Annotated in this window: 18 protein-coding genes and 1 other annotated feature; of the genes, 6 read left to right on the plus strand and 12 right to left on the minus strand. The window is 39.4% G+C overall.

From position 1 onward, the window contains the following. Positions 1–1175, plus strand: a 1175-nt coding sequence (locus V7164_RS22270) for a dicarboxylate/amino acid:cation symporter (protein ID WP_335355257.1), incomplete at its 5' end; no start/stop codon positions are given. Positions 1176–1252: 77 nt separating this feature from the next. Further along, complete coding sequence (locus tag V7164_RS22275) at positions 1253–1969, plus strand: aspartate/glutamate racemase family protein (RefSeq protein WP_335347533.1); 717 nt, start codon at positions 1253–1255, stop codon at positions 1967–1969. A gap of 120 nt (positions 1970–2089) precedes the next feature. Here V7164_RS22275 and V7164_RS22280 read toward each other — a convergent pair whose 3' ends face one another. Then, positions 2090–2890 carry an ABC transporter ATP-binding protein gene (locus tag V7164_RS22280; protein ID WP_335347532.1) on the minus strand — a complete coding sequence of 267 codons (801 nt, stop codon included), beginning with the start codon at positions 2888–2890 and terminating at the stop codon, positions 2090–2092. Between the two features lie 156 nt (positions 2891–3046). After that, positions 3047–6784 (minus strand): endonuclease, encoded by a 3738-nt coding sequence (locus V7164_RS22285; RefSeq protein WP_335355258.1) that lies wholly within the window; start codon positions 6782–6784, stop codon positions 3047–3049. Positions 6785–7445: 661 nt separating this feature from the next. On the opposite strand from V7164_RS22285, the gene proC reads away from it, so the two are divergent. Both proC and namA read left to right on the plus strand, forming a co-directional pair. Beyond that, entirely contained in the window at positions 7446–8276 is an 831-nt protein-coding gene (gene proC, locus V7164_RS22290; RefSeq protein ID WP_335347949.1) for a pyrroline-5-carboxylate reductase, read from the plus strand. 180 nt (positions 8277–8456) lie between these two features. Beyond that, a complete protein-coding gene (gene namA / locus V7164_RS22295) occupies positions 8457–9476 on the plus strand; it encodes an NADPH dehydrogenase NamA (RefSeq protein WP_335347950.1) in 1020 nt (339 codons plus the stop codon). Positions 9477–9684: 208 nt separating this feature from the next. Here the strand turns inward: namA and V7164_RS22300 are convergent, their stop codons facing one another. The 4 genes from V7164_RS22300 to V7164_RS22315 form a co-directional block, all read right to left on the minus strand. After that, entirely contained in the window at positions 9685–10635 is a 951-nt protein-coding gene (locus tag V7164_RS22300) for a hydroxyacid dehydrogenase (protein ID WP_335347951.1), read from the minus strand. 342 nt (positions 10636–10977) lie between these two features. Then, positions 10978–11997, minus strand: a complete 1020-nt coding sequence (locus V7164_RS22305) for an ABC transporter substrate-binding protein (RefSeq protein WP_335347952.1) — start codon at positions 11995–11997, stop codon at positions 10978–10980. A gap of 45 nt (positions 11998–12042) precedes the next feature. After that, positions 12043–12894 (minus strand): ABC transporter permease, encoded by an 852-nt coding sequence (locus tag V7164_RS22310; protein ID WP_335347953.1) that lies wholly within the window; start codon positions 12892–12894, stop codon positions 12043–12045. A gap of 20 nt (positions 12895–12914) precedes the next feature. Then, positions 12915–13754, minus strand: a complete 840-nt coding sequence (locus V7164_RS22315; protein ID WP_335347954.1) for an ABC transporter ATP-binding protein — start codon at positions 13752–13754, stop codon at positions 12915–12917. A gap of 278 nt (positions 13755–14032) precedes the next feature. Here V7164_RS22315 and V7164_RS22320 point away from each other — a divergent pair, with 278 nt between their 5' ends. After that, positions 14033–14191 (plus strand): hypothetical protein, encoded by a 159-nt coding sequence (locus V7164_RS22320; RefSeq protein ID WP_335347955.1) that lies wholly within the window; start codon positions 14033–14035, stop codon positions 14189–14191. Between the two features lie 641 nt (positions 14192–14832). Here the strand turns inward: V7164_RS22320 and V7164_RS22325 are convergent. The 5 genes from V7164_RS22325 to V7164_RS22345 all read right to left on the minus strand — a co-directional run bounded on the left by V7164_RS22325 (position 14833) and on the right by V7164_RS22345 (position 20036). Further along, on the minus strand, positions 14833–16194 hold the full coding sequence (locus V7164_RS22325; protein WP_335347722.1) for a sodium-dependent transporter: 1362 nt from the start codon (positions 16192–16194) through the stop codon (positions 14833–14835). Between the two features lie 135 nt (positions 16195–16329). Next, positions 16330–16543, minus strand: a binding site (T-box leader). Positions 16544–16613: 70 nt separating this feature from the next. Continuing rightward, positions 16614–17543 carry a ribonuclease Z gene (rnz, locus tag V7164_RS22330; RefSeq protein ID WP_335347720.1) on the minus strand — a complete coding sequence of 310 codons (930 nt, stop codon included), beginning with the start codon at positions 17541–17543 and terminating at the stop codon, positions 16614–16616. Between the two features lie 82 nt (positions 17544–17625). Continuing rightward, positions 17626–18912: a DNA polymerase IV gene (locus tag V7164_RS22335; RefSeq protein ID WP_335347719.1), complete on the minus strand. Its 1287-nt coding sequence runs from the start codon at positions 18910–18912 to the stop codon at positions 17626–17628. 116 nt (positions 18913–19028) lie between these two features. After that, entirely contained in the window at positions 19029–19502 is a 474-nt protein-coding gene (locus V7164_RS22340; protein ID WP_335347718.1) for a chemotaxis protein CheW, read from the minus strand. Between the two features lie 102 nt (positions 19503–19604). Next, positions 19605–20036, minus strand: a complete 432-nt coding sequence (locus V7164_RS22345) for a MarR family winged helix-turn-helix transcriptional regulator (RefSeq protein ID WP_335347717.1) — start codon at positions 20034–20036, stop codon at positions 19605–19607. 220 nt (positions 20037–20256) lie between these two features. Here V7164_RS22345 and V7164_RS22350 point away from each other — a divergent pair, with 220 nt between their 5' ends. Further along, the gene (locus V7164_RS22350; protein WP_335347716.1) at positions 20257–21486 is read left to right on the plus strand and encodes an MFS transporter; all 1230 of its coding nucleotides are present in this window, start codon (positions 20257–20259) and stop codon (positions 21484–21486) included. A 148-nt stretch (positions 21487–21634) separates the two neighbouring features. On the opposite strand, the gene V7164_RS22355 is transcribed toward V7164_RS22350, so the two are convergent. Beyond that, positions 21635–22753: a tripeptidase T gene (locus V7164_RS22355; protein ID WP_335355259.1), complete on the minus strand. Its 1119-nt coding sequence runs from the start codon at positions 22751–22753 to the stop codon at positions 21635–21637. Between the last annotated feature and the right edge of the window lie 32 nt (positions 22754–22785).

The following is a 22785-nucleotide window of genomic DNA, read 5'->3' on the forward strand; positions in this document are numbered from 1 at the left end:
CCATTATTGGGTTACTATGGCCAAGTTTTGGAGCAAACCTCCAACCTATCGGGACTTTATTTATTAAAGCCATTAAAATGATTGTTATACCGCTTGTATTTTCAGCTGTTACTTTGGGAATCTACAAGATGGGCTCAAATCGTAAAGAGTTAGGTCGTCTTGGAGGACTGGCTTTTATCTGGTTTTATTTAGCTACTGGGTTTTGTATTATTTTAGGTATTACGTTAAATGCTATTTTTCATCCTGCAGCAGGAGTGACCTTGCAGGCAACAGGTACTCTTCCGGCAAATCTTGCAACATCAATTGATTGGGTTAAATTTATCACTGATCTCATTCCCGACAATGTTGTGAATGCAATGGCCGAGCAAAAAATTATTCCAACTCTCTTTTTTGCTATTTGTTTCGGTCTATCATTATCTGCTATAGGCGATAAAGCCAAAGTTGTCATTAACTTTCTAGAAGGTATTCTTGAAGCTATGTTCAGATTGACTAAAGGAGTTGTAGCAACGGCTCCGGTAGCTGTAGCAGCGATCATGGCATGGGTGTTTGCCACTCAAGGCGGCAGCGTTATATTAGGATTGGCAAAATTAATTGGGGTCATGTATATTGGCTTGCTTGTTATTATGGTATTATTCTGGATTATACTTGCCTCCCTTAAAATAAATCCTTTCTCGTATACTAAAAAAGTAATGGAACCATTGCTTTTAGGATTTACTACTACCTCTTCTGAAGTTACTTTACCTGTACACATGAATATTCTCGAGAAGTCGGGGATACCAAACAAAGTGGTTTCTTTTGTCCTTCCACTAGGTTATAGTTTCAACCTTGATGGTGCAGCACTTTATCAGTCTCTCGCTGTTTGTTTTATAGCAGAAGCATATGGTATGCATTTAAGTTTGCCTACTATTTTAACGATTCTTATAACAACCTTAATTGCTAACAAAGGAACAGCAAATGTACCTGCAGCTTCATTAGTCGTTTTGTCAGTTATTCTAACATCTCTTAATCTTCCATTAGAAGCAATCGCTTTAATAACAGGAGTCGACCGATTTATGGATATGGGGCGGACAGCTGTCAATGTTTTTGGGAATACGGTTGCCGCTATATTACTTTTTAAATGGGGTGGCAAGAAACTCGCCGAAACAGAGGATGAATCGAGTGCCGTTAGTTTGTAAGAAGTTTACAGTAAGTATCGTATCATAAAGATTGATAAAGGTAATACCTTACGATATAGACAAGGGGAGCTATTTAAATGAGTAAAAAAATTGGGATACTAGGTGGTATGGGTCCAATGGCAACAGTCGATTTATTTACTGAAATTGTGAGAAATACTCCTGCTAAAACGGATCAAGAACATTTACGTATTATTGTAGATAATCACCCTCAAATACCGCCTAGGGTTCCAGCAATCTTACAAGGAACTGAAAACCCATTACCAATGATGGTTGAATCTGCGCAACAATTGGAAGCGGCAGGAGTTGATTTTATTATTATGCCGTGTAACACAGCTCATTTTTGGTTAGATCAATTACAAAAGACTATTAAAGTCCCAATCTATAGTATGATTCATAATACAGCAACATACATCCAAAGAGATTATCCCCATTTTTCTGGTAAAATGATACTTCTGGCCTCAAGGGCTACTATCCAAACAAATTTGTATCAAAATGATTTTCATTCCTTAGGCCTTCATTTGTGTGTGCCCAAAGACCAAGATCAAGAAATTATTGATCTTACTATTAAAGAAGTAAAGGCAGGTCACATTGAAACCAATGTTTATATTAAGCAGCTTAGCACTATATTAAATCGATATGAAATGGAGGAAGAGATATTAGCTTGTATTGGGGGCTGTACTGAGATCCCACTTATATTTCCTTATTTAACGAGTGATGTCGTCAAAATAAACCCCACACAATTACTCGCTTTAATGGCTGTTGAACAGGCAAAAGGGATTAAATTAACATATTAAAATCCATTTCCAAAGACATTATAGTTAACATATCACAAAGTTTTATCCTTTTTATAAGCAGAAACCCTGAATTTTTTATGCTAAGCAGAAAATTCAGGGTTGTTTTTTATATCCTAAATTTTATAGACTAATAATATTTTCTTTTTTTACTGTCAACCACGGCCTATCCTCTTCCCAGCGCACACCGACCGGGGTTTTAAAGGTTTCCGATAATAATTCATCTGTCAAAACCTCTCTCTTAGGTCCTGCGGCTACGATCTTTCCATCACGCAGAAGCAAGGCGTGAGTAATTTCTTCGACTAACTCTTCAATATGGTGAGTCACATAAATTAAATGGCAATTGTTATTGACAATTGCCTTGATAAGAAAAAGAACTTCCTCCCGAGAAAGAACATCTAGACCTGTGCACGGCTCATCAAGTATGAGAAGCTTAGGATTGCTCATTAATGCTCTCGCGATTAGCACTCGTCTCTTTTCACCTTGTGATAAAAGACGGAAGTGCTTCCCTTTAAGGTAATCGAGGCGAAGACTGTTTATTATTGACTCTGCCTTTTCGACATCTTTCGTTGAAACCTCTTCATACAAACCGATGGATGCAAACTTTCCGCTTAAAACAATGTCTTCGACCGTTTCATGATTCAAGCTATTAGAAAACCGGTCCAATGAGCTGCTGACGAACCCAATTTCTCTGCGAAGCTCTGGTAAATTCGTTTTTCCAAATATATTTCCAAGGACAGCTACTTCTCCTGCTGTCGGAAATTGATAGCCGGTTACAATATTTAAAAGAGAAGTCTTTCCTGATCCATTTAAACCAAGAATGGCCCAATGCTCATTTTGACCTATGCTCCAATTTAGATTGCTTAAGATTTCCTCGCCGTTCCTGCGCCATGAAACATTTTTGAAAGTTACAATATTCCCCATTCGTTATCCTCTCTTTCTATATTTAAAATTTCCCAATAATCATTTTAATTCGACAATAGCACAAACCTATTTTGTTTTAAAGAGAAAAGAAGCCAACGCCATATTAAGCGATAGCTTCTTTATCTAAAAACATTATTTATGAAGCAAGATTTACTTTTAGATTGCCTCTCCCCAAATCATTTCCGCCCATTCGGGATGATCGATAAATGGATTACGGTTGTGCTGCCATTTTTCATAAATGATATTGTTGCGGTTTAGTTCGAAATCATCTACAGGATCTTGCAGATGCCACTTTAGTAGAACGGATAGCTTGCCATGATACGGCTGCGAGCCATTACCAACTTTATCGTTTAATTCTAAGTCAATTTCGCCATTCGTTCCTTCATAGCGAACAGCCATATAGAAGAGCATTCTAGCTACGTCTCCCTTTACTCTGTCTGGCGGTTCCCAAGAATTCGAAGTTCTGAAGCAGCCATCACAGCCGCTAACTGGGGTTCCGCCATTATTAAAGTCAAGATTTCCTCTTGAACTATTAATCTGTACATCAGTTGGACGAAGATGATGAATATCGGTGCCCGGTCCTATACTCGTTCCGAACCCGCCATGTGATTGCGCCCAAACATGCTCGCGATTCCATTGACCAACATTCCCGCCGTTCGCAAGCTTTGAACGGGACTCCCCTTTGTATAGCAGTATAATATTGTCACTATTATTCGGATCCTCATCCGTCTCTCTTAGTGCATCCCATACATTACTATAAGAAATTTTCGTTTGCTCTCGAATAATGTTGTGGAGAGCAAACTTCAAATCCGCCCCAGTTTTACCTGAAGCCGATTCATAATATCCATCAAATTGCCCCTTCTCTTCTACCGTAAATGAGAAGCGGGCTGTTAACTCTCCGCCATTTCCATCTTTAGCAGTAACCGCCACTAAGAATGTGCCAATTTCTTCAGTCGAAAGAGTAAGACGGGAGCCGTTCGTTATCTTTCCAAGTGATGATGTGTAAGACAATTGATCTCCATCTGGATCTGAGAAATGCTCGCTTAATTCAAGCGAGACTTGCTCGCCTGTTTTAGCAGTGATTTTTTCTAATGGCTTGGACATTACAGGTGCTTTGTTTTCTTTTGGAGCGAACGGAGATGGAATTTCTTCTCCCTTTGAGTTGGTAAATTTTATATGAGAAGTGTCAACCTTTTTACCAACAGACCATGATTGAACGTTTTCAGCACCTCTAATTTCCTGCACTTTATCCTTTTCAATCAGTACCTCTTTAACTTCTGTTCCAGTTAAATCAACAATAGTACCTTTTTGAGCAGAGCTGACCACAACCGTCGTTTTCTTCAAGCCCTCCCCTTTTAGAGTAGCTGATTTTTTCAGCCAAATCCCCTCTGTAATGGAGGAAGTCTTATCCATGATAATTAAGGCATTATGTGGTCCAATAACAAGTTTCTTCGCTTTGTAGCCGACTAGATCATACACTCTGTCATACTTCGGCTCTTCTGGTTTTGTTGGCTCTTTTAATGCAGTTTGAATCAAAACAGGGTCATGATCGCTTGCACGGCCATGCTCTTCCATGAAACCAGAGTTAATATGAACAATATCCACTTCAGTTGAAGCAGCAAGATTATTTGATACTAAAATATGATCCAGAACTTGCGCATTTCCTTGATAGTTGTACGTAAAACGCTCTTCTGCAGGAACTTTTTCAATCATGTTTGTCAATTCCTGCCCTTTTAGAACGTGCAGAGGATTTGAGAATTCAAAGTCATTAAAATCACCAAGCAAAACAATGTTTGCATTCGGATCTTTTGCTTGAACGTCCTTGACAAAATTGTTTACAATCGCAGCAATTTGCATGCGTTGGACTTCACTATTTAAGATAGGCGGCTGCACTTTTCCAAACAGAGGAAGATCTCCGCCTTTAGAGTTAAAATGATTAGCGACAAGGATGATACTCTCGCCATTAAATTCAAATTGTGCTGCTAATGGTTTTCGGCTAGATTCAAACGCTGAATTCGTTGGATCAATGCGCCCAGGGTTTAACGTAAGCTTGCCATTTTCAAATCCAACTGCCTGAGTGGCCGTTCCTTTTGTCCCTGGAACAAGTGATACACGTTCCTCATTATAAAGGAAGCCGACACGAATATTTCCACCAGGCTGCCCGCCATCCACTTTATCTTCAGGTGCAATATCTGTATATGTGTATGTTGGCCCACCGAGTGATTCAATTTTTGCAATTAATTTCGCAGCGCTTTGGCTGGCGTCAGTCGTTCCGCTATCTGTTGATCCATCATTATCCTGAACCTCTGTTAAACCAATAATATCCGGCTGCTTCATACTCGTTACAATGGCTTCTGCCAGTTTAGTAACCTTTGAATCATCTGTTTTTGTTGAAAAGTTTTCAACATTGTAAGAAGCAATCGTTAATTTGTTTTCATCAAATATAATCGGCGTTATTTCCCTTACATTATAACCTTCAACAAGAGGGGGCAATGCTACACGATCACTCAATATTTTATAGTTGCTGAAGCCATAGCTGACAACTCCTTGAATCGAGCCTTGAAAGCGATCTCCCATTTTGGCAACGAATCTAGTGTCATCGATATCAATGGTCATTCTTTCTGGGTTAAAATCGGCCTCAGTAATACGCAATCCGCCAGCTGTCGTATTTGTTGGAACATCTTCAGGAACAACAATGACTTCACCATATTTTTGCGGTGCGACTACTTTAGGGTTATTTATTTGTACAAGCATCCCTTCTAAGCTTTCAAAAAAGTCAATTCCATCTTCGCTAGGATCAAAATTCTCAAAACGATCATTATCAATAACTTCTAAGGGAAGCATCCGGTCAACGCCGATTACAACCGGTGCCGGAAGCGATTGGTTGCTTGCAATTATTTGGATATTGGAAGCATTTATTTCAGTAACAGGAAGGTCTGTTTGCAGTTTTTCCGCATATCCTTCTAAAACCCATTCCTTCACCTGACCGCTAACTTTTACAACATCCCCTACTTTAACTCCGTGAGATTTTTTATAAACTAAAATACCTTCAGACGTATTTGGGTCATGATCCGGCTGTCTATCCTGCATATAAAAATTACTTCCGTCAACAACCTTTGTAACAATCCCCTCAACACCAGCAACGTTTTGATCCGCATATGGGGAAGAGTGACCAGCACCTTGGATATCATGAATGCGAATGACTTCCTGCTGAATCGCATAATCAAACACAGCCACTTCACTATTTTCCAATCCTTGTTTTACAGCAACCGCTTTGATTGTAATAGGAGCATTTATTTCAATAGGATCCGTATAAAGTGTACTTGACGTTGTCGGCTCTGATCCATCTACACTGAAATAGATTTCTGCTTCTTCTGTAGCTGTAGCAAGTGAAACTTTAGTCCCTTTTACGATAGTTCCTCCAGCAGGGCTTGCTGTAACGGCTTGTACCTTTTTAGGTTCTGAGTCATCGCTAAAAGAATAGCCTGTAGGACTTTTCAATCCAGGGACTCCAAAATAAGCTTCTAAACTTCCTGTAATTTGGATTTTCTTTCCGAGATTTTCTGGATGATCTCGAAGATTTAATTCGTCTCTAATAGCACCTTGAGTCAGCTGTACAGGCAAAATTTTCTTACCATCTGTTTCATTTGCAGAATCAGCAATGGCAATATTGGTGTTAACCGTAAATGGCCCAGTATGCTGATACTTAGGTCCATTATTCGTAATCCCTACAATATACCCCTCCACTGTTCCCTTTCCGCTATTATTGGCGATGGCCTCTGCAACGGTTATAGTCCCAGCGGCTTTTGAAACATGAAATGGAGCAAATAAGCTGAAAATCATGGTGAGGGTTACTACAATGCTGAAAGTTTTTTTCTGAAGCCTTCCTATCATTCAATCTCCTCCATACTCTATTAATTTGGCAAAATGCTATTTCACTTCTAGTTAAGCATGGCTCTATTAACTGTACAATTGCATTTATGTAAATTTTATAAATTTTACCAAAAATGATATTATAAGACTATCGAGCTAATAGGATGTTTTACTCAGTTTTTTCTATTAGAAATAACTTTATTCCTATTTTTCACTTTCAAGCAGGTTACCGAAGTAAATGTTGGAAAAGTCCCCCTTTTCAAAAAATAATTAAATAACCCTTGACAAACACACTTGTCCTCCTCCATAATCACAATTAATATTATTTGAAGGTTCCTATTGTTTGATTAATTGAAAACAAGAAAAAAGCGATGAATAAGGCCAGTAAATGGATAACGGCGAAAGAGAGTGAAGCTCAGCGGCTGAAAGGCTTCACCGTCCACTTGACCATTGAAACCTACCTTATGAGCAGTTAGGAAAACCTAAACGAGCTTCCGGCGTTAACGGAATAGAGATGCCTTTTTCAAGAATATAACCTTTCTGAGAAGGGTAATTAAGGTGGTACCGCGAAAAGCAAAAGTCCTTTCGTCCTTTACATGGATGAGAGGGCTTTTTTATTTTCTCTGAACGTTCATAACTACTGTTTAATAAAACAATAAATATTAATTAAGGAGGTCACAACATGAAGAGAATAGCTTTTATCGGTGCAGGATCCATGGCAGAAGCATTAATTTCTGGTTTAGTTGAAAATAAATTAGTTGATAGCAAGAGGATTTGGGTAACGAATAAGGCTGATCAAGAAAAATTAACTGAGCTTCAAAACCGATTCGGTGTCCAATCGACCTATCAATTAGATGAAATTTTTCAAGATACTGATATGGTCTTTCTCGCAATGAAGCCTAAAGATGCGGCAGATGCCATTTCACGAATAAAGAATTACTTAACAGAAGAAATCCTTGTGATATCCGTTTTAGCTGGAGTAGGAATTAGCAGTATTGAAAAGCTGGCGGAAAAGCCACTGTCTATTGTAAGAGCCATGCCAAATACATCAGCAGCTGTAGGAAAATCCGCAACTGCACTTGCAGTCAATGAAAAAGTATCGAACGAGCAAATGAAGCTAGTTTCGAAAATGTTTGAAACCGTTGGCTTAACGACGATTGTACAGGAAGAGCAGCTTGACGCTGTCACTGGATTGTCTGGCAGCGGACCAGCCTATATATACTATCTCGCGGAAGCAATGGAAAAAAGTGCAATGGACATCGGACTTGAAAAGACGGTTGCGAAGGAATTGATTGTGCAAACATTACTTGGTGCGGCTGAAATGCTCTCAAAGTCAACGAAAGAGCCAAAGCAACTGCGTAAAGAGGTGACAAGCCCAGGCGGAACAACTGAAGCGGGAATTAAAGTTTTGGATTCCTATAGTGTACAAAATGCGTTTATTGATTGTATAAAAGAAGCTGCTGCACAGTCAAAAAGACTTGGCAAGGCATTCGGTTCAGAAATTAGTGTGTAAAAACATTTTGAACCCCATCACTCTTGCCAGTATCCTGACATTTACACCTAGGAGTTGCGAGAGGTACGAAATATCGACTGAGCAAATTGCATAAAAAGGACTACCAAATATTGGGGCAAATTTTTCTATAAACTGTACTTCATTGATATACTATTTATGAAGTAAAAAAGGAGGCTCTTTATGGAAACAAAGCTATTTTCCCCGTTTACAATTAAAAACACGACCTTTAAAAATCGAATTGTCATGTCGCCAATGTGTATGTACTCTTGCCCTAATGAAGACGGGAAGGTGGAAAATTGGCATCGAACTCACTATACGAGCCGTGCTGCCGGTCAGGTTGGACTCATTATTATTGAAGCTACTGCTGTCACACCCCAAGGACGAATTTCGCCTAATGATTTAGGTATTTGGAGCGATGAACATATCGAAGGATTAAAAGAGCTAACTGATTTAATGAAGGAACACGGCTCAGCAACAGGTATCCAGCTTGCCCATGCTGGGAGAAAAGCAGTTCTTGAAGGAGAAATTATTGCCCCTTCTGCCCTCGCATTTAATGAAAAAATGAAAACACCAAAGGAAATGTCGGTTGAAGACATTCAAGACACGATTGAAGCATTTAAGCAAGGAGCTGTAAGAGCAAAAAAAGCAGGTTTTGATGTCATAGAAATTCATGGGGCTCATGGCTACCTAATTAATGAATTTCTCTCCCCATTATCAAACAAGCGTACAGATAATTATGGAGGCTCAGCAGAAAATCGTTACCTATTCCTGCGTGAGATCATTGATGCTATTAATTCTGTTTGGGACGGGCCGCTTTTTGTTAGAATATCAGCAAATGATTATCATGAAGAAGGTTTAGATGTGGACGATTATGTTCAAATGGCAGGCTGGATGAAGGAGCAAGGCGTTGACCTAATTGATTGCAGTTCGGGTGCAGTTGTTCCTGCTAGGATACATACGTATCCGGGCTATCAAGTACCGTTTGCTGAAAAAATTAAAAAAGCTGCTGATCTATCAACAGGCGCAGTCGGTTTAATTACATCCCCACTGCATGCAGAAGAGATACTGCAAAATAATCGCGCTGATTTAATCTTTATCGGACGCGAGCTTCTGCGAGATCCGTTTTGGCCAAGAACTGCAGCCAAAGAGCTCGGAGTAATAATCGAATCACCTAAGCAATATGAGCGGGGCTGGATATAAAATATAAAACAGGATGGGGTTCCATCCTGTTTTGTGCTTTTTCGCAAACAAATTTGCCGCTTTCGCAAATAACTCTCCGCTGCTTTTCAGCTATCTCTCTTAAATAATATTCAAAGAATCAAAAAATGATGATATAATTACTTTTTTACAACTACGATAGGTATCTTGAAGAAATTCAGACACGACTGAAGCATTTAAGCAAGGAGCCTTATACAAGACATAGAGACCCTCTCCCATCAAGCACTTTTCCAACCTCTTGTGCAACCAATAAGGATATCCGAACTTGAGACTCGGTCGTCAGCCCGGCAATATGCGGTGAAAAAATGACGCTGTCCAATTGTAGCAGCGGGTTCATCTGATCGATCGGCTCCGATTCCAAAACATCTAAATATGCTCCCGCTATCGTTCCTTCTTTCAATGCGTAGTAAAGGGCTTCTTCATCTATAATACCACCCCTAGAAGTGTTTATAATATAAGCCGATTGTTTCATGGAGGATAGCTGTGACTCAGATATTAAATTTTTTGTTGATGAGGTAAGTGGAACATGTATAGAAATAAAGTCAGCTGAGATTAACACATCTTCCAACGTATTTTTCAATTGAACGGATGTTTCTGCAACAATATGATCATATGGGGTTAAAAAAGGATCGTATCCGATTACATTCATACCGAACGCTTTTGCCCGTTTCGCAACACGGTGGGAAATCTCGCCGAGCCCAACGAGCCCAATCACTTTATGAAAAATTTCCCTGCCAGTATGTTGCTTCCGGTCCCAGTTTCCTTTTCTAACATCTTCATTTGCTAAAAAAAGCGGCCGGTTCGCCATCAATATTGCCGCCATCACATATTCTGCAACAGAGGTGGCGTTCGCATAACGAGGAACAACCGTTTGAATTCCACGTTTTTTTGCATCATCTACTGCAATGTTTTCCAATCCGACTCCTAACCTGCCAATGACCTTTAATTCAAGAGCCTTCTCAAGCAGCTCTTTATCTACCTTTGTTTGATTCCGTACTATGAGTGCATCAACATCATTGACTCGCTCTAGAAGGGCCTCGCGGTCATTCCATAAATGTGAGTCGTAATGAACATCAAAGCCCAGCCTTTTCAATTCCACAATTCCTTCTTCCCACATTACTTCGGTGACCAATACTTTCATGATATACCCTCCCTAAATAAATAAATTTAAATTTTCTTTTAATATCTTGCTGATTCTTATTATTTCTTCGTCACTTACTTGGATTTCGATTACGTTCACCTAGATGAATTCAGGGGCTACAATTTTCACAAGTAGTCACAAAACCCCGTGAATATACATCCTTATGCATATTCACGGGGTTTTGCCTACCTAGTCATTGTCAGATTCAAGCATTTTTGCAAAGTGCTCCGGCACCGTTAACATGATGGTATGGAATAATATGTTGAATTTAACACATTCAAGCGCCAATCCGATCCGTGTCAAGAATGAAGTAGTCCGATATAATCATCGTTCGTACGACCATCAGCATTCGCCAGGATTCCCTAGTGTATCATGCAAGATATCCTCACAAGCAGGGATTTTGTCAATCATTTTCAACTCCTTCATGACCTCAGCAAAATTGATGAATCCATTGGGCTTGGAAGTATACTTAATATAGTCTTGCGTTATCCATTCTTTGTACTGTTCTGCCGAAGGACTCCCATCGGAATCTCTTGAAAGAATTTCGGCGGCTTGATCTGGATCATCGTTTAGCAAATCAATCGCTCGTTGAACGTTTTTGTATAAGACATTCATTAATTCGCGATTATCATTATAGTAATCTTCTGTAACCCAAATACTATTGAAGGTGTGTTCCCCGAAAAGTTCATAGCTTTTTAAAATTATGTGTGCACCCTCAGCTTCCTCTTGCATTTGGTATGGAGGGGCAGTGAGATGCGCAGAAATTTGATCACTTAAGAGAGCTTGCATAGCGGTTGGGTGCTCTAATGCGACCATATTTTCATCTAAACTTCTTGCATCACCCAGTTGTTCAAGCGCACCTTTTCGTAAAACAACAGATTGAATTGAATCCAGCCCGGGCATCGCAATTTGATCTTTTGGGCCGAAGTCTTCTAAACTTTGTTTGTTAGGATCTTTACCCATAAGCCATAACTCCATGTTGTCCATTGAGCTCAAAATTTTCCATTTCACTCCCTTATCCCAACCGAGAAGAAAGGGACCAATTCCGCCTGCACCAACCTGAATTTGACCGGCAAGGAGACCATCTCTAATTGCAGCACCCGAAGCCAAGGTTTTCCATTCAATATTCACATTTGGAAGTTCTTCATCAAGCCAAGCCATTTCCCGTAAAATAGTTAATGGAGCATATCCAAGACCCGGTTGAACAACAATGGTCATGTCTTGCTTGGCAACGTTATTATCGCCATCTTTTTGATTAGCCTGTTCCGCCGAACCGCCGCCGCATCCAGCAAGAAACAGAAACATAGTGAATGATATAATCATAATAAAGAAATTTTTATTTAAACCCCGGACTTTCAACATCAACCAACACCCCTTTTCCAATTTTCAACATACTGAAAATTTGTTTTATTTACCTTGAGCCTTCATACCCCACCTGATAACAGTTTTCTTCTCAATTTGATTGAACAACACATCAAACAATATCCCAATCAAAGAAATCGTCACAAGACCGGCAAACATATCAGGAATTTTCAAGAAGAAACGCGCCTGACTGATAAAAAAGCCAAGACCGCCTCCGCTGCCCGCAACACCAAAAACCAACTCAGCCGCAATAATGGTCCGCCAACCAAATGCCCATCCTGTCTTTAGACCAGAGATCATGTGAGGTAACGCAGCTGGCATGTAAACGTCTTTTACCAATCTCCATCCGCGCAGTCCCAAATTTCTCCCTACCATCAGAATTGTTGGAGAAACCGTGCGAAAGCCCATGCTAACATTGATTGCAATTGGCCATGTGATTGCATTAGCTAGTACAAAAACTAGAGAAGTAGGGGTTAGGCCAAACCAAATAATTGCGAGAGGCAACACACCTATTGCCGGAATTGGATTTAATACCGCCGTAAGTAATGTAAGTAAATCATTTCCTATTTGCGTCCAAGTAGCAAGAGTAGTTAATATTGCAGCAACAACAATCCCTATAAACATACCGAGGAGTAATATTTTCATTGTAGCTACAGTTACGCTCAAGAGAGTCCCATTTATCCAATTTTGCCAGAACACTTTTCCAATTTCCGAAGGGCTTGATAAGAGTAAAGGGTTTATGTCCATTACCTTAAAAGTAATTTGCCACAATAGCAGAATAACGACTAAAAGAAGTGTTTGTCTTGCCCATGCGGGTAACTGGGACCATGAAAAATTATTTCCTTTTACTTTACTTTTCACTGGCGCTTCTTTAAGAACCTTACTTTCTATCGACATATTTGTCACCCCCTATTAATCTAGCTTCCTAACAGTTTACGCAAGTGTTGTTGTATCTCGATGGATTCGTCGCTTTCCAAGTTTTTGGCCTTATCGCCAACATTGACAATTTCCGCAATGTACGATGGTGGATGAGTGAGTACGATGATTCGATCAGCGAGAAGCACTGCCTCTTCAATACTATGAGTTACAAAAAAAATAGTCACACGTGTTTTTTCAGCAATTAACCTTAGCTCTTCCTGTAAGCGAGTGCGTGTAAGCGCATCCAAAGCACCAAATGGTTCATCCATCAAGAGCATTGAAGGTTCAAGGGCGAGAGCACGTGCAATTGCTACACGTTGTTTCATACCACCAGACAACTGATGAGGATATAGATCATGAGCCCTTGAAAGATTTGTCATTTCAAGGTAGTATTTTGCACTATCAATGGCTTCACTTTTTTTCCGACCGGTGACACGTAGGGAATAAACTAAATTATCGAAAACTGTTCGCCAAGGAAAAAGTTGATCGTGCTCCTGAAAGACAACAGCACGGTCAGGCCCAGGCTCTAGGTCAGTACGTCCCGCAAGTAAAATATCTCCAGCAATAGGCTTGTTAAAACCAGCAATCGTCTTTAACAAAGTCGATTTTCCACATCCCGAAGGTCCGATCATCATTATTGTTTCTCCAGACCGAATATCAAAGCTAATATCATTGATTACTAGGTTAAATTCATTTTCAACTTCGTACCCAATCTTTACATTTTTCACGGATAATATTTGTTGTGGCTGTTCGTTATGTTCATTTTCTCTTTGCTTACCTGCCTGGGAATCGCCATAAAGGCTTCTATCTAGCGTGGGTAATTGTTGTTGATTTCCCATTTCGTACTGACCTCCTTATAATTTGAAGCAGAACAAATTTATGTGAACCTGGAAAGTTAAAGCAATTTAATAGTTTTTACTGCTACCCTATAGGAAATCCAGTCTTCTACATTATGTTCGGACAACAAGTATTTGGTATTATCGATAGTTTTTTAAATTTTTCTGAAATTTTAAAATAAGTGTTGGTATTGCTCCTTTAAGAATGGCAACCATCTTTTTCGTTGATAAAAACAGCGAATTTTGTTATTTTGTCGTGCAATCAAGGCGATCATGTAGGTGTGGCAACGAGCAAAATTAAAGAAGGTGAAAAGGTCATCGGTGTGTACATGGATGACAATTCAACAGTCGAGGTAGTCGCAAAGGGTGATATTCCTTATGGGCATAAAATTAATTGGTGGTCCTATAATGCTATATATCATGTAGTCTGGCTAATTTGATCATGCATCAAATAAATTCAAAAAGAATCAATTTGAATGAGAAAATCGTATTTCGTTGACAGCTTCTTTTCACCAACAGCTGCAGCTGAACTTGCTTTGCTCACTTTACCTGCCTCCTTCATCATTATGAAATTATGAAATTATGAAATTATGAAATTTAAGGAGTAGGATCATCCCAGGATCAGTGACCCTACCACTTGGATATCATTAAACCATTTACTGAAAAATTAGTCAATACTAACTTTTGGGAATTTTCGGAATAAATTATATGAATACTCTATATATTCTATTTCGTAAACTATTTGAAGAACTGAATGTGCAGTCTCGCATAGCAACAGTTTATTTGGTAGAAAGCGTTAAGTGTAGGGAAATTGTACAACCGCTTTGTAAAGACGTATGTAATGATCACTAAGAAAATACTTTTAAAATATAACAAAGTTTTCAAATATATTTTTTGGTTTCTTTGGGATTTCTTTAGGGTCAGACTCCCGCTAAACGGCTTCCTAAAATTGGAATACAAGCCACTGTATTCAGAATACGAGCGGGGCTGGTCTAAAAAATAAAACAGGATGGGAGAACTTTCCCGTCCTGTTTTATGCTTTTTCGCAAATAAATTGCCGCCATTCTCAAATAAATCTCCGCTACTTTTCAACTATATATCTTAGAAAATCCAATGAATCTAAAAAGACGATAATAATAACAAGTGGAACAACATATCGCATCAATAAATACCACACAGTAAAAATTAGATGGAATCCTTTTGACCCTTGAATCAGTTCACTTCTTAATAAATCTTTCTTCATTTTATAAGAAACAAAAATAGAAATGAGGAATGCGCCGGTAGGCATTAAAACATTGCTGACAAGAAAGTCTGCACTGTCGAAAATGCTTTTTCCGAAAAATGTAATATCAGAAAGCGTGCTAAACGAAAGGGCTGACGGGATCCCAACTAAGAAAATCGCGGCTCCCATGATCCAAGAAATCGCACTTCTACCTTTTCCCTTTTTACTCGTAATCGCAGCTACAACGATTTCAAGCATTGAAAACGCCGATGTTAATGTTGCAAATAAGAATAAAGCAAGGAACAGCAGCAAAAACCAATCGCCAAAAAGAATTTGGTCAAAAACGGAAGGTAAAACGATAAACAAAAGCCCAGGTCCTGCTGTTGGCTCAAAACCTAGAGAAAACACTGCCGGAAATATCGCCAGTCCTGCAAGAAGAGAAATAAATAGATTCATTATCACAACGGATAAAGCTGGTTGTAGCAAGTTTTCTTTTTTAGATAAGTAAGAGCTATAGGTAACCATGACGGATACCCCCACACTTAATGAGAAAAACGATTGCCCCATTGCATAAAGAACACTTTCTGACGTTAAGCTTGAAAAATCAGGCTTTAAAAAGAAGCTTACCCCATCCATTGCGTTATTCAATGTAAGCGAGCGGAATATTAAGATGATAAATAATATAAACAAAGCGGGCATCATGATTTTACTTATTTTCTCAATTCCAGCCTGCACGCCTCTCGCAACGACAATGATTGTAATCATTAGAAAGATGCCTTGAGCAATCACAACTTGAAGCGGATTAGATACAGTAGCTCCAAACAGTGCTTCATAATCAACGCCTTCAGACACTCCAATTAAATCCTTTACATTATAATACAAATACTGAATAATCCAGCCGCCGATAACACTATAAAAGGATAATAACAGAAAGCATGTAAAAACGCCTAAATAGCCAATCCAATGCCATTTTGACCTAGGGGCAATCGCTTTATATGCGGAAATTGCCTCTTTTCCAGTGCTGCGTCCAATGACGAATTCACCTAATAGCAGCGGAAAACCGATAAGCAGGGAAAAAATCAAAAATAATAAAATAAAGGCACCGCCTCCGCTCACCCCTGTGACGTACGGAAGCTTCCAAATCGCGCCGAGCCCGATTGCCGAACCGGCAGAAGCTAAAATAAATCCTATTTTCGAAGACCATTGTTCATCTTGCTGCATCATGCTTCCTCCTGAAATCAAAATCTGATTAAAAATAAGTGCTAATTAACATAAGAGTCTTCGTTCGAAGATAAGGAAAATTCCGAGTATTAACTCTGATTTTTTTCCGAGAAAACAAAAAAGCCACAGCTTCATAAAAGGGACGTGAATATTTCACGCGGTACCACCCTTTTTGAAAGCATGTGACTTTCCACTCAACATGTTAACGGAATGACCGTTTTACCGCCAGTCAAGACAGTAAAAAAGCTCCAAGCTGAAATTCATCTTATCTTTGTGTTAGTTTTCACCAGCCACTAACTCTCTTAAAACAGGGAAATAAGACTTAATTAATTCTCTTCATAGCTTTACTAATATAATAATTTAAGTTTAAGTGAGATTATAGTATGCCCGTGTATATATGTCAACAAGAATATTTTAAATTACTTTTTTCCAACCGCTATAGAGATCTCTTTAAAGTCCATTGCCATTTCGGTATTGGAAAAAATAGCTTCCGATTCTTGAACTAATCTCAGCCAATCCTTTCGATCATATCGCGAGCTGATATGTGTTAGGCAAAGCTTTTTTGCGCATGCTGATTTTGCAACCTCTGCTGCCTGTGTCGTTGTGGAATGATAATATTCATAGGCAAGATGCTCCTCTCCCGCAGAAAAGGTTGCTTCGTGAATGAGCATATCTGCCCCTTTAGCCAATTCAATAGCCGCCTCACATTTTCGAGTATCTCCAAGGATTGTCACGATTCTGCCCTTTTGCACTGGTCCTAAAAATTCAGATGGATGAATAACACGGCCATCATCAAGAACAACCTGCTCCCCATTTTTGATCCTTTTATAAAGAGGTCCTGGCTTTATGCCTGCCTCTAGGAGCTTCTCCGCCAGTAGGGTTCCAGGTCTATCCTTTTCCACAATTCTATAACCATATGAAGGAATTCCATGCTCAAGGAGCCGGGCTTCAACGAAAAATTCCTCGTCTTCAAAAATGACCCCTTCTTCAATTTCAATAATCGCTAGAGGATATTTTAAATAAGTTTGGCTAATGGCTAAGGATACTTCCACATATTCCTTAATACCCTTTGGTCCATATAAGGTTACCTCTGATTCCCCGCCTTGAAAGGAGCGGCTCGAAAGCAAACCAGGCAGACCGTAAATATGATCGCCGTGAAGGTGGGTAATAAAGATTTTTTCAATTCTTCGCGGTTTAATTGATGTATGTAAAATTTGGTGCTGAGTAGCTTCCCCACAATCAAATAGCCAAATTGATCCTCGTTCCTCCAGTAGCTTTAACGCAATAGAGGTTACATTTCTCGCCTTAGCAGGCATCCCGGCCCCTGTCCCTAAGAAAAAAACATCCATAAATATTCTCCTTTTTCAGTTCAACTCATTATTTTTTACTATACCATATCCTTTCCAATGGATAGCAACTAGCGAAATCTCTCTACCCTTTTTCTTGATCTGAATGTGTAGAGAAATCATGAAGAAAATCCTTATTAAAGCTAGTTTCTGTTCCAATCCCTTGCTGTTGTTTTTTTATTTCTGGCATGCCGGCTGCAGTGTCAATAATCTGTGAACCATATTTTTCACGCAAATTGGTTAGGGCCTCGAATAGTGGTTCCTTCTTTGCTTCCAGTTCATAATTAAAAAGATCCAGCTGTTTAACTGCTTCATTATGTTCCACTAATTCCATGCCGGTAACTCCCAACAGCCTTACAGGGTCGCCATTCCAATGTTTTAAGAATAATTGCTTTGCGGCTGCAAAAATATCTTCGCTTTTTTGAATCGGGTTTGGCAGCTTTTTGCTTCTTGTCACTGTTTTTCTATCCTTATAACGAATCATGATACTTAAAGCAGCGGCAAGAACCTTTTTTCTTTTGAGCCGAGTGGAAACTGTTCCTGCAAGATCCTCTATTACATGAAGCAGCTCTTGCTGATTGGAGTAGTCTCTTGGCAGTGTAGTAGAATTCCCAACACTTTTGAATTCAGAAGCAGCTTCTGGATCGACCATTCTTCGATCTATCCCATTTGCCCTTTCCTTTAAACGAAGACCATTAATCCCGAGTGCCGATTTAAGCTGGATATCATTTGCAGCTGCTAGATCTCCAATAGTATGAATATGAAGACTCCGCAATTTTTCTCCCGTTTTCCTTCCGACACCATGCATGCTTTCAACTTCCAAAGGCCAAAGAATATTAGGAACATCTCTTTTCCTTAAAACTGTAATTCCCATTGGCTTTTTCATATCGGAAGCTGTTTTTGCCAAAAACTTATTTGGCGCAATCCCAATACTGCAAGGCAAATCAAGCTGCTGGAAAATCTGCTTTTGGATTTTCTCCGCAATTTCGGGCGGTGTTCCGTGCTCATAGCTATTCGTAATATCAACATATCCTTCATCAATCGAAACGGGTTCAACAAGATCAGAATATTCATTAAGGATCTCAAACATCCCGATGGAAGCGGCACGATATCTATCAAAATTCGGCTTTTTAACAATGAGCTGCGGGCATAGCTTTTTCGCCTCCCAGAGCGGCATAGTTGTTCGAACACCAAAGCTTCTTGCCTCGTAGCTGCATGTTACAATGATCCCTCTCCTTTCGGCGGGATTCCCTGCGATTGCAAGTGGCTTCCCTTTTAATGTGGGATCGTATGCCATTTCGACTGATGCATAAAAACTATTCATATCAACATGTAAAATGACTCGGCCATTTTTCGGATACATTTGTTTCATGCTGACACTTCCCTTTACTTATTCTGCTATTATTTTACCAAATCAATAAGGCTCCTTCATCTTGCAAGGATAATAAAAAAAACAGAGGATGGCCATTCATCCCCTGTTTGAAAATATTATGTAACTTTCTGTGATTTCATAAAATCTTGAATTTGCTTGATTCCTTCTAATGATTGAACCATTTGCGAAGGGTCTATTAAGGTAATAATGCGAGAATCTAAATTAGCAACACCCGTAAAATAGGTTGTTTTTTTGTATGCGATAAGCCCAAGCTGCTTTAATTTATCAGGCGGAATATCAATGATTTCCTTGGCATCCTTGACAATTACTCCGATTGACAGATCATTTGTCTGCAATACAATAATCTTTGTTGTTTCATTTGGCGATGTAGGCTGATTGTATAGAACTCTTTCAAAATCGATAACAGGAATCAGATCTCCTCTTACTTTAAAAATTCCATTCACATATTCAGGCAGATGAGGGATCGGCGTAATTCCTTCTATTTTTTCTATTGAAATGACAAATCGGATTGGAATCGCATATTCTTCATTTCCAACTTGAAACACAACAACTTTATTCGTCTCTTCCAAATGCAACCCCTCCTCGTGTAGCGGATAATTTCCCCTATGTATATATTACTAAAGGGAAGAAGTTTTTTGAAGGATATATTCTTAATAATTAATTAAAATTTCCTATTTATTAATTGCAGAGCGATTAAATTTTTTCAAAAGGCGGCCAAATGACTTCCTATCCTCGTCAGGCCAACTTTCAATTACTTCAGACACCCTCTCCATTCGTGCCTCTTTATATTGAAACAATTCTTTTTTCCCTAAATCGGTAATTTGAAGGAAATAAGCCCTCCCGTCTAATGGATCAGGAATTCTAATTACATATTCTTTTTTCTCAAGCGATGCTGTTTGTCTGCTTACAGTTGATATATCTAGCTGGAACTCTTCTGCCAATACTTTTACACCAGCAGATCCATTATGGGCATTTATTTGATGCAATAATAAATAGGCTGAACGATCAAGATTACCAAGTTTCTTATGATTTGAAAATGATGTGGTCCGCCGGATTAGGATTGCCAATTCAAGTTCAATGGTTTCCAATTCTTGCTCATCCATTTTTACTACCTCGCAATAACTAATAATCTGTACTAATTATATCATAAGCTATTTTCATTTCTAAAAAATTGAAAGCTTTTGCTTAGGACAATATTGACACTTTGAAAAATAGTTGTATAATACAATAATATAGTTTCATAATACAACTATTTATATTCATCGGCAAGCTAATAAAAACTTGTTTTTTACGAAATTATAAAATAAAGGGAGAGATGTGAGAATGTCATCAATAACTCAATCAGCTTCTACGGCAAAAGCAGAAGGGGAAAAGACGAGTCTTCTTAAACAACCAAAATCTGTTTGGGCAGTCTTCTTTGCCTGTATTATTGCCTTTATGGGAATTGGGCTAGTTGATCCCATTTTACCTGCGATTGCTAAGAACTTAAATGCCACACCAAGTGAAGTTTCCCTTCTATTTACTAGCTATAATGCTGTCATGGCGGTCGCAATGCTCATTACTGGCATGATTTCGTCCAGACTTGGCATTAAATGGACGTTGCTTACTGGAATTATCATTATTGCCATATTTTCAGCACTTGGCGGATTTTCAAACGGAATTTGGGAGCTAGTTGGGCTACGGGGAGGCTGGGGTCTTGGAAATGCCCTCTTTGTTGCAACAGCATTAGCAGCCATCGTATCCCTTTCAACGAGCGGTACTGCAAATGCCATTATTTTATATGAGGCAGCAATTGGACTTGGTATTTCTGTAGGGCCACTTATTGGCGGCTGGCTCGGCGGCATGTCGTGGAGAGGTCCTTTCTTTGGGGTAGCTGTGTTAATGATTATTGCCTTTATTGGCCTCATTACGTTGATGCCGAAGCCAAAAACAATTAGCGCTGCCCGTCCAAAGACGTCTTTAATGGATCCATTTCGCGCCTTGAAGCATCGCTCCCTATTTGTTTTTGGGATCACTGCCATGCTGTATAACTTCGGATTCTTCACCCTTTTGGCTTTTGCACCATTTGTCATGGGTCTTGACGAACATGGACTTGGCCTAGTATTCCTTGGATGGGGGATCTTGCTTGCAGTTACCTCTGTTTTTATGGCGCCAAAGCTGCAGAAGCAATTTGGAACAGTCAAATCTATGTGTGCGATGCTAATTTTATTTGCCCTCGTTTTATTCATTATGGGAATATGGACATCCACTCAATGGGTAGTGATTGCTGCAGTTATTTGTGCTGGAGCCTTATTAGGAAATAATAACACTTTGATCACAACAGCTGTCATGAATTCAGCGCCAGTCGAACGGTCAACGGCTTCTGCAGCATATAGCTTCCTCCGCTTTATTGGAGGCGCAATCGCTCCATTCTTTGCTGGAAAATTAGCAGAATGGTTTAACCCTCATATCCCGTTTATTGTAGGGGCAGTATTTGTGCTCATATCCGTGCTGTTCATTTGGGCTAATAGCAAGCATGTTATCCATGTCGATCAAATGGAATCTAGTCATTAATGGATCAGCCAATTATTACTAAGGCTGTTTACAAACTCACAATTTGTCAGTCAGATTGAAGGATTTATCAACAATAAGAAAAGCAGTGAATTTCACAACGAAATTTCACTGCTTTTTTATTAATTTCATGCCTTAAATCACAGTCTAATTAAGCCGCAACTTCCTCAATGATGGCAATCACCATTTCCGCCAATTTATTCAATTCCTCGATTGGCATACGCTCATTAGTCGTGTGAATTTCTTCATATCCGACAGCAAGGTTGACTGTTGGGATACCAAAACCAGCAATGACATTTGCATCGCTGCCTCCACCGCTTTTCAATAACTCACAGCTTCGGCCGATTTTTGCCGCAGCCTTCCTGGCAACTTCGACAACATGATCGCCTTCTCCAAATTTAAAGCCCGGGTACATTACTTTAATTTCAACGTCTGCTTTTCCACCCATTTCTTCAGCAGCACTTTCGAATGCTTCCTTCATTTTACGGACCTGCACTTCCATTTTTTCATTTACTAAAGAGCGGGCCTCGGCTAAAATATCCACGCGGTCGCATACGATATTGGTTTGAGTTCCACCTTCAAAACGGCCAATATTGGCAGTCGTTTCCTCGTCAATACGGCCTAAAGGCATTCTTGAAATCGCTTTTGCAGCAATTGTGATAGCTGAAACCCCTTTTTCAGGAGCAACGCCAGCGTGAGCTGTTTTACCATGAATGGTCGCCATCATCTTTGCTTGTGTTGGTGCAGCAACAATAATGTTTCCAACCTTGCCATCGCTGTCAAGCGCGTAGCCATACTTTGCTGTCATAAATGATGGATCAAGGGCCTTTGCACCAACTAGGCCAGATTCTTCCCCAGCTGTAATGATAAATTGGATGGTGCCATGTGGGATGCTTTGTTCTTTAAGAACTTTAATGATTTCGAGCATGACAGCAAGTCCTGTTTTATCATCTGCTCCAAGTATGGTTGTACCATCTGAAACAACATAGCCGTCCTTAATGGATGGTTTAACCCCTTTAGCCGGAACAACTGTATCCATATGAGAGGTGAAATAGATCGTGTCTACTCCCTCTTTTGTTCCTTGAAGCGTGCAAATCAAATTGCCTGCCCCGTGACCTGTCTGTGCTGTAGTATCATCTTCAAAAACCTCTATACCTAAATCAGAAAATTTTTGTTTTAATACCTCTGCAATTTCTGCTTCAAATTTTGTTTCTGAATCTATTTGGACTAGCTCTAAAAATTCATTAAGTAAACGTTCCTGATTAATCATTCTTTTTTCCTCCAATTTACGTTAAGTATCTG

Origin of the sequence: Bacillus sp. JJ1474 (assembly GCF_036965225.1) — a bacterium.
GTDB lineage: Bacteria > Bacillota > Bacilli > Bacillales > Cytobacillaceae > Cytobacillus.

What these genes read in the sequence shown, in the direction of transcription:
- V7164_RS22345 (WP_335347717.1), bottom strand. Translation starts at nt 20,036, where the DNA reads ATGGATGAGCAAGAATTGGAAACCATTGAACTTGAATTGGCAATCCTA.
- V7164_RS22325 (WP_335347722.1), bottom strand. Translation starts at nt 16,194, where the DNA reads ATGCAGCAAGATGAACAATGGTCTTCGAAAATAGGATTTATTTTAGCT.
- V7164_RS22310 (WP_335347953.1), bottom strand. Translation starts at nt 12,894, where the DNA reads ATGTCGATAGAAAGTAAGGTTCTTAAAGAAGCGCCAGTGAAAAGTAAA.
- V7164_RS22355 (WP_335355259.1), bottom strand. Translation starts at nt 22,753, where the DNA reads ATGATTAATCAGGAACGTTTACTTAATGAATTTTTAGAGCTAGTCCAA.
- V7164_RS22305 (WP_335347952.1), bottom strand. Translation starts at nt 11,997, where the DNA reads ATGTTGAAAGTCCGGGGTTTAAATAAAAATTTCTTTATTATGATTATA.
- V7164_RS22280 (WP_335347532.1), bottom strand. Translation starts at nt 2,890, where the DNA reads ATGGGGAATATTGTAACTTTCAAAAATGTTTCATGGCGCAGGAACGGC.
- V7164_RS22300 (WP_335347951.1), bottom strand. Translation starts at nt 10,635, where the DNA reads ATGAAAGTATTGGTCACCGAAGTAATGTGGGAAGAAGGAATTGTGGAA.
- V7164_RS22285 (WP_335355258.1), bottom strand. Translation starts at nt 6,784, where the DNA reads ATGATAGGAAGGCTTCAGAAAAAAACTTTCAGCATTGTAGTAACCCTC.
- namA (WP_335347950.1), top strand. Translation starts at nt 8,457, where the DNA reads ATGGAAACAAAGCTATTTTCCCCGTTTACAATTAAAAACACGACCTTT.
- proC (WP_335347949.1), top strand. Translation starts at nt 7,446, where the DNA reads ATGAAGAGAATAGCTTTTATCGGTGCAGGATCCATGGCAGAAGCATTA.
- rnz (WP_335347720.1), bottom strand. Translation starts at nt 17,543, where the DNA reads ATGGATGTTTTTTTCTTAGGGACAGGGGCCGGGATGCCTGCTAAGGCG.
- V7164_RS22350 (WP_335347716.1), top strand. Translation starts at nt 20,257, where the DNA reads ATGTCATCAATAACTCAATCAGCTTCTACGGCAAAAGCAGAAGGGGAA.
- V7164_RS22275 (WP_335347533.1), top strand. Translation starts at nt 1,253, where the DNA reads ATGAGTAAAAAAATTGGGATACTAGGTGGTATGGGTCCAATGGCAACA.
- V7164_RS22335 (WP_335347719.1), bottom strand. Translation starts at nt 18,912, where the DNA reads ATGAAACAAATGTATCCGAAAAATGGCCGAGTCATTTTACATGTTGAT.
- V7164_RS22315 (WP_335347954.1), bottom strand. Translation starts at nt 13,754, where the DNA reads ATGGGAAATCAACAACAATTACCCACGCTAGATAGAAGCCTTTATGGC.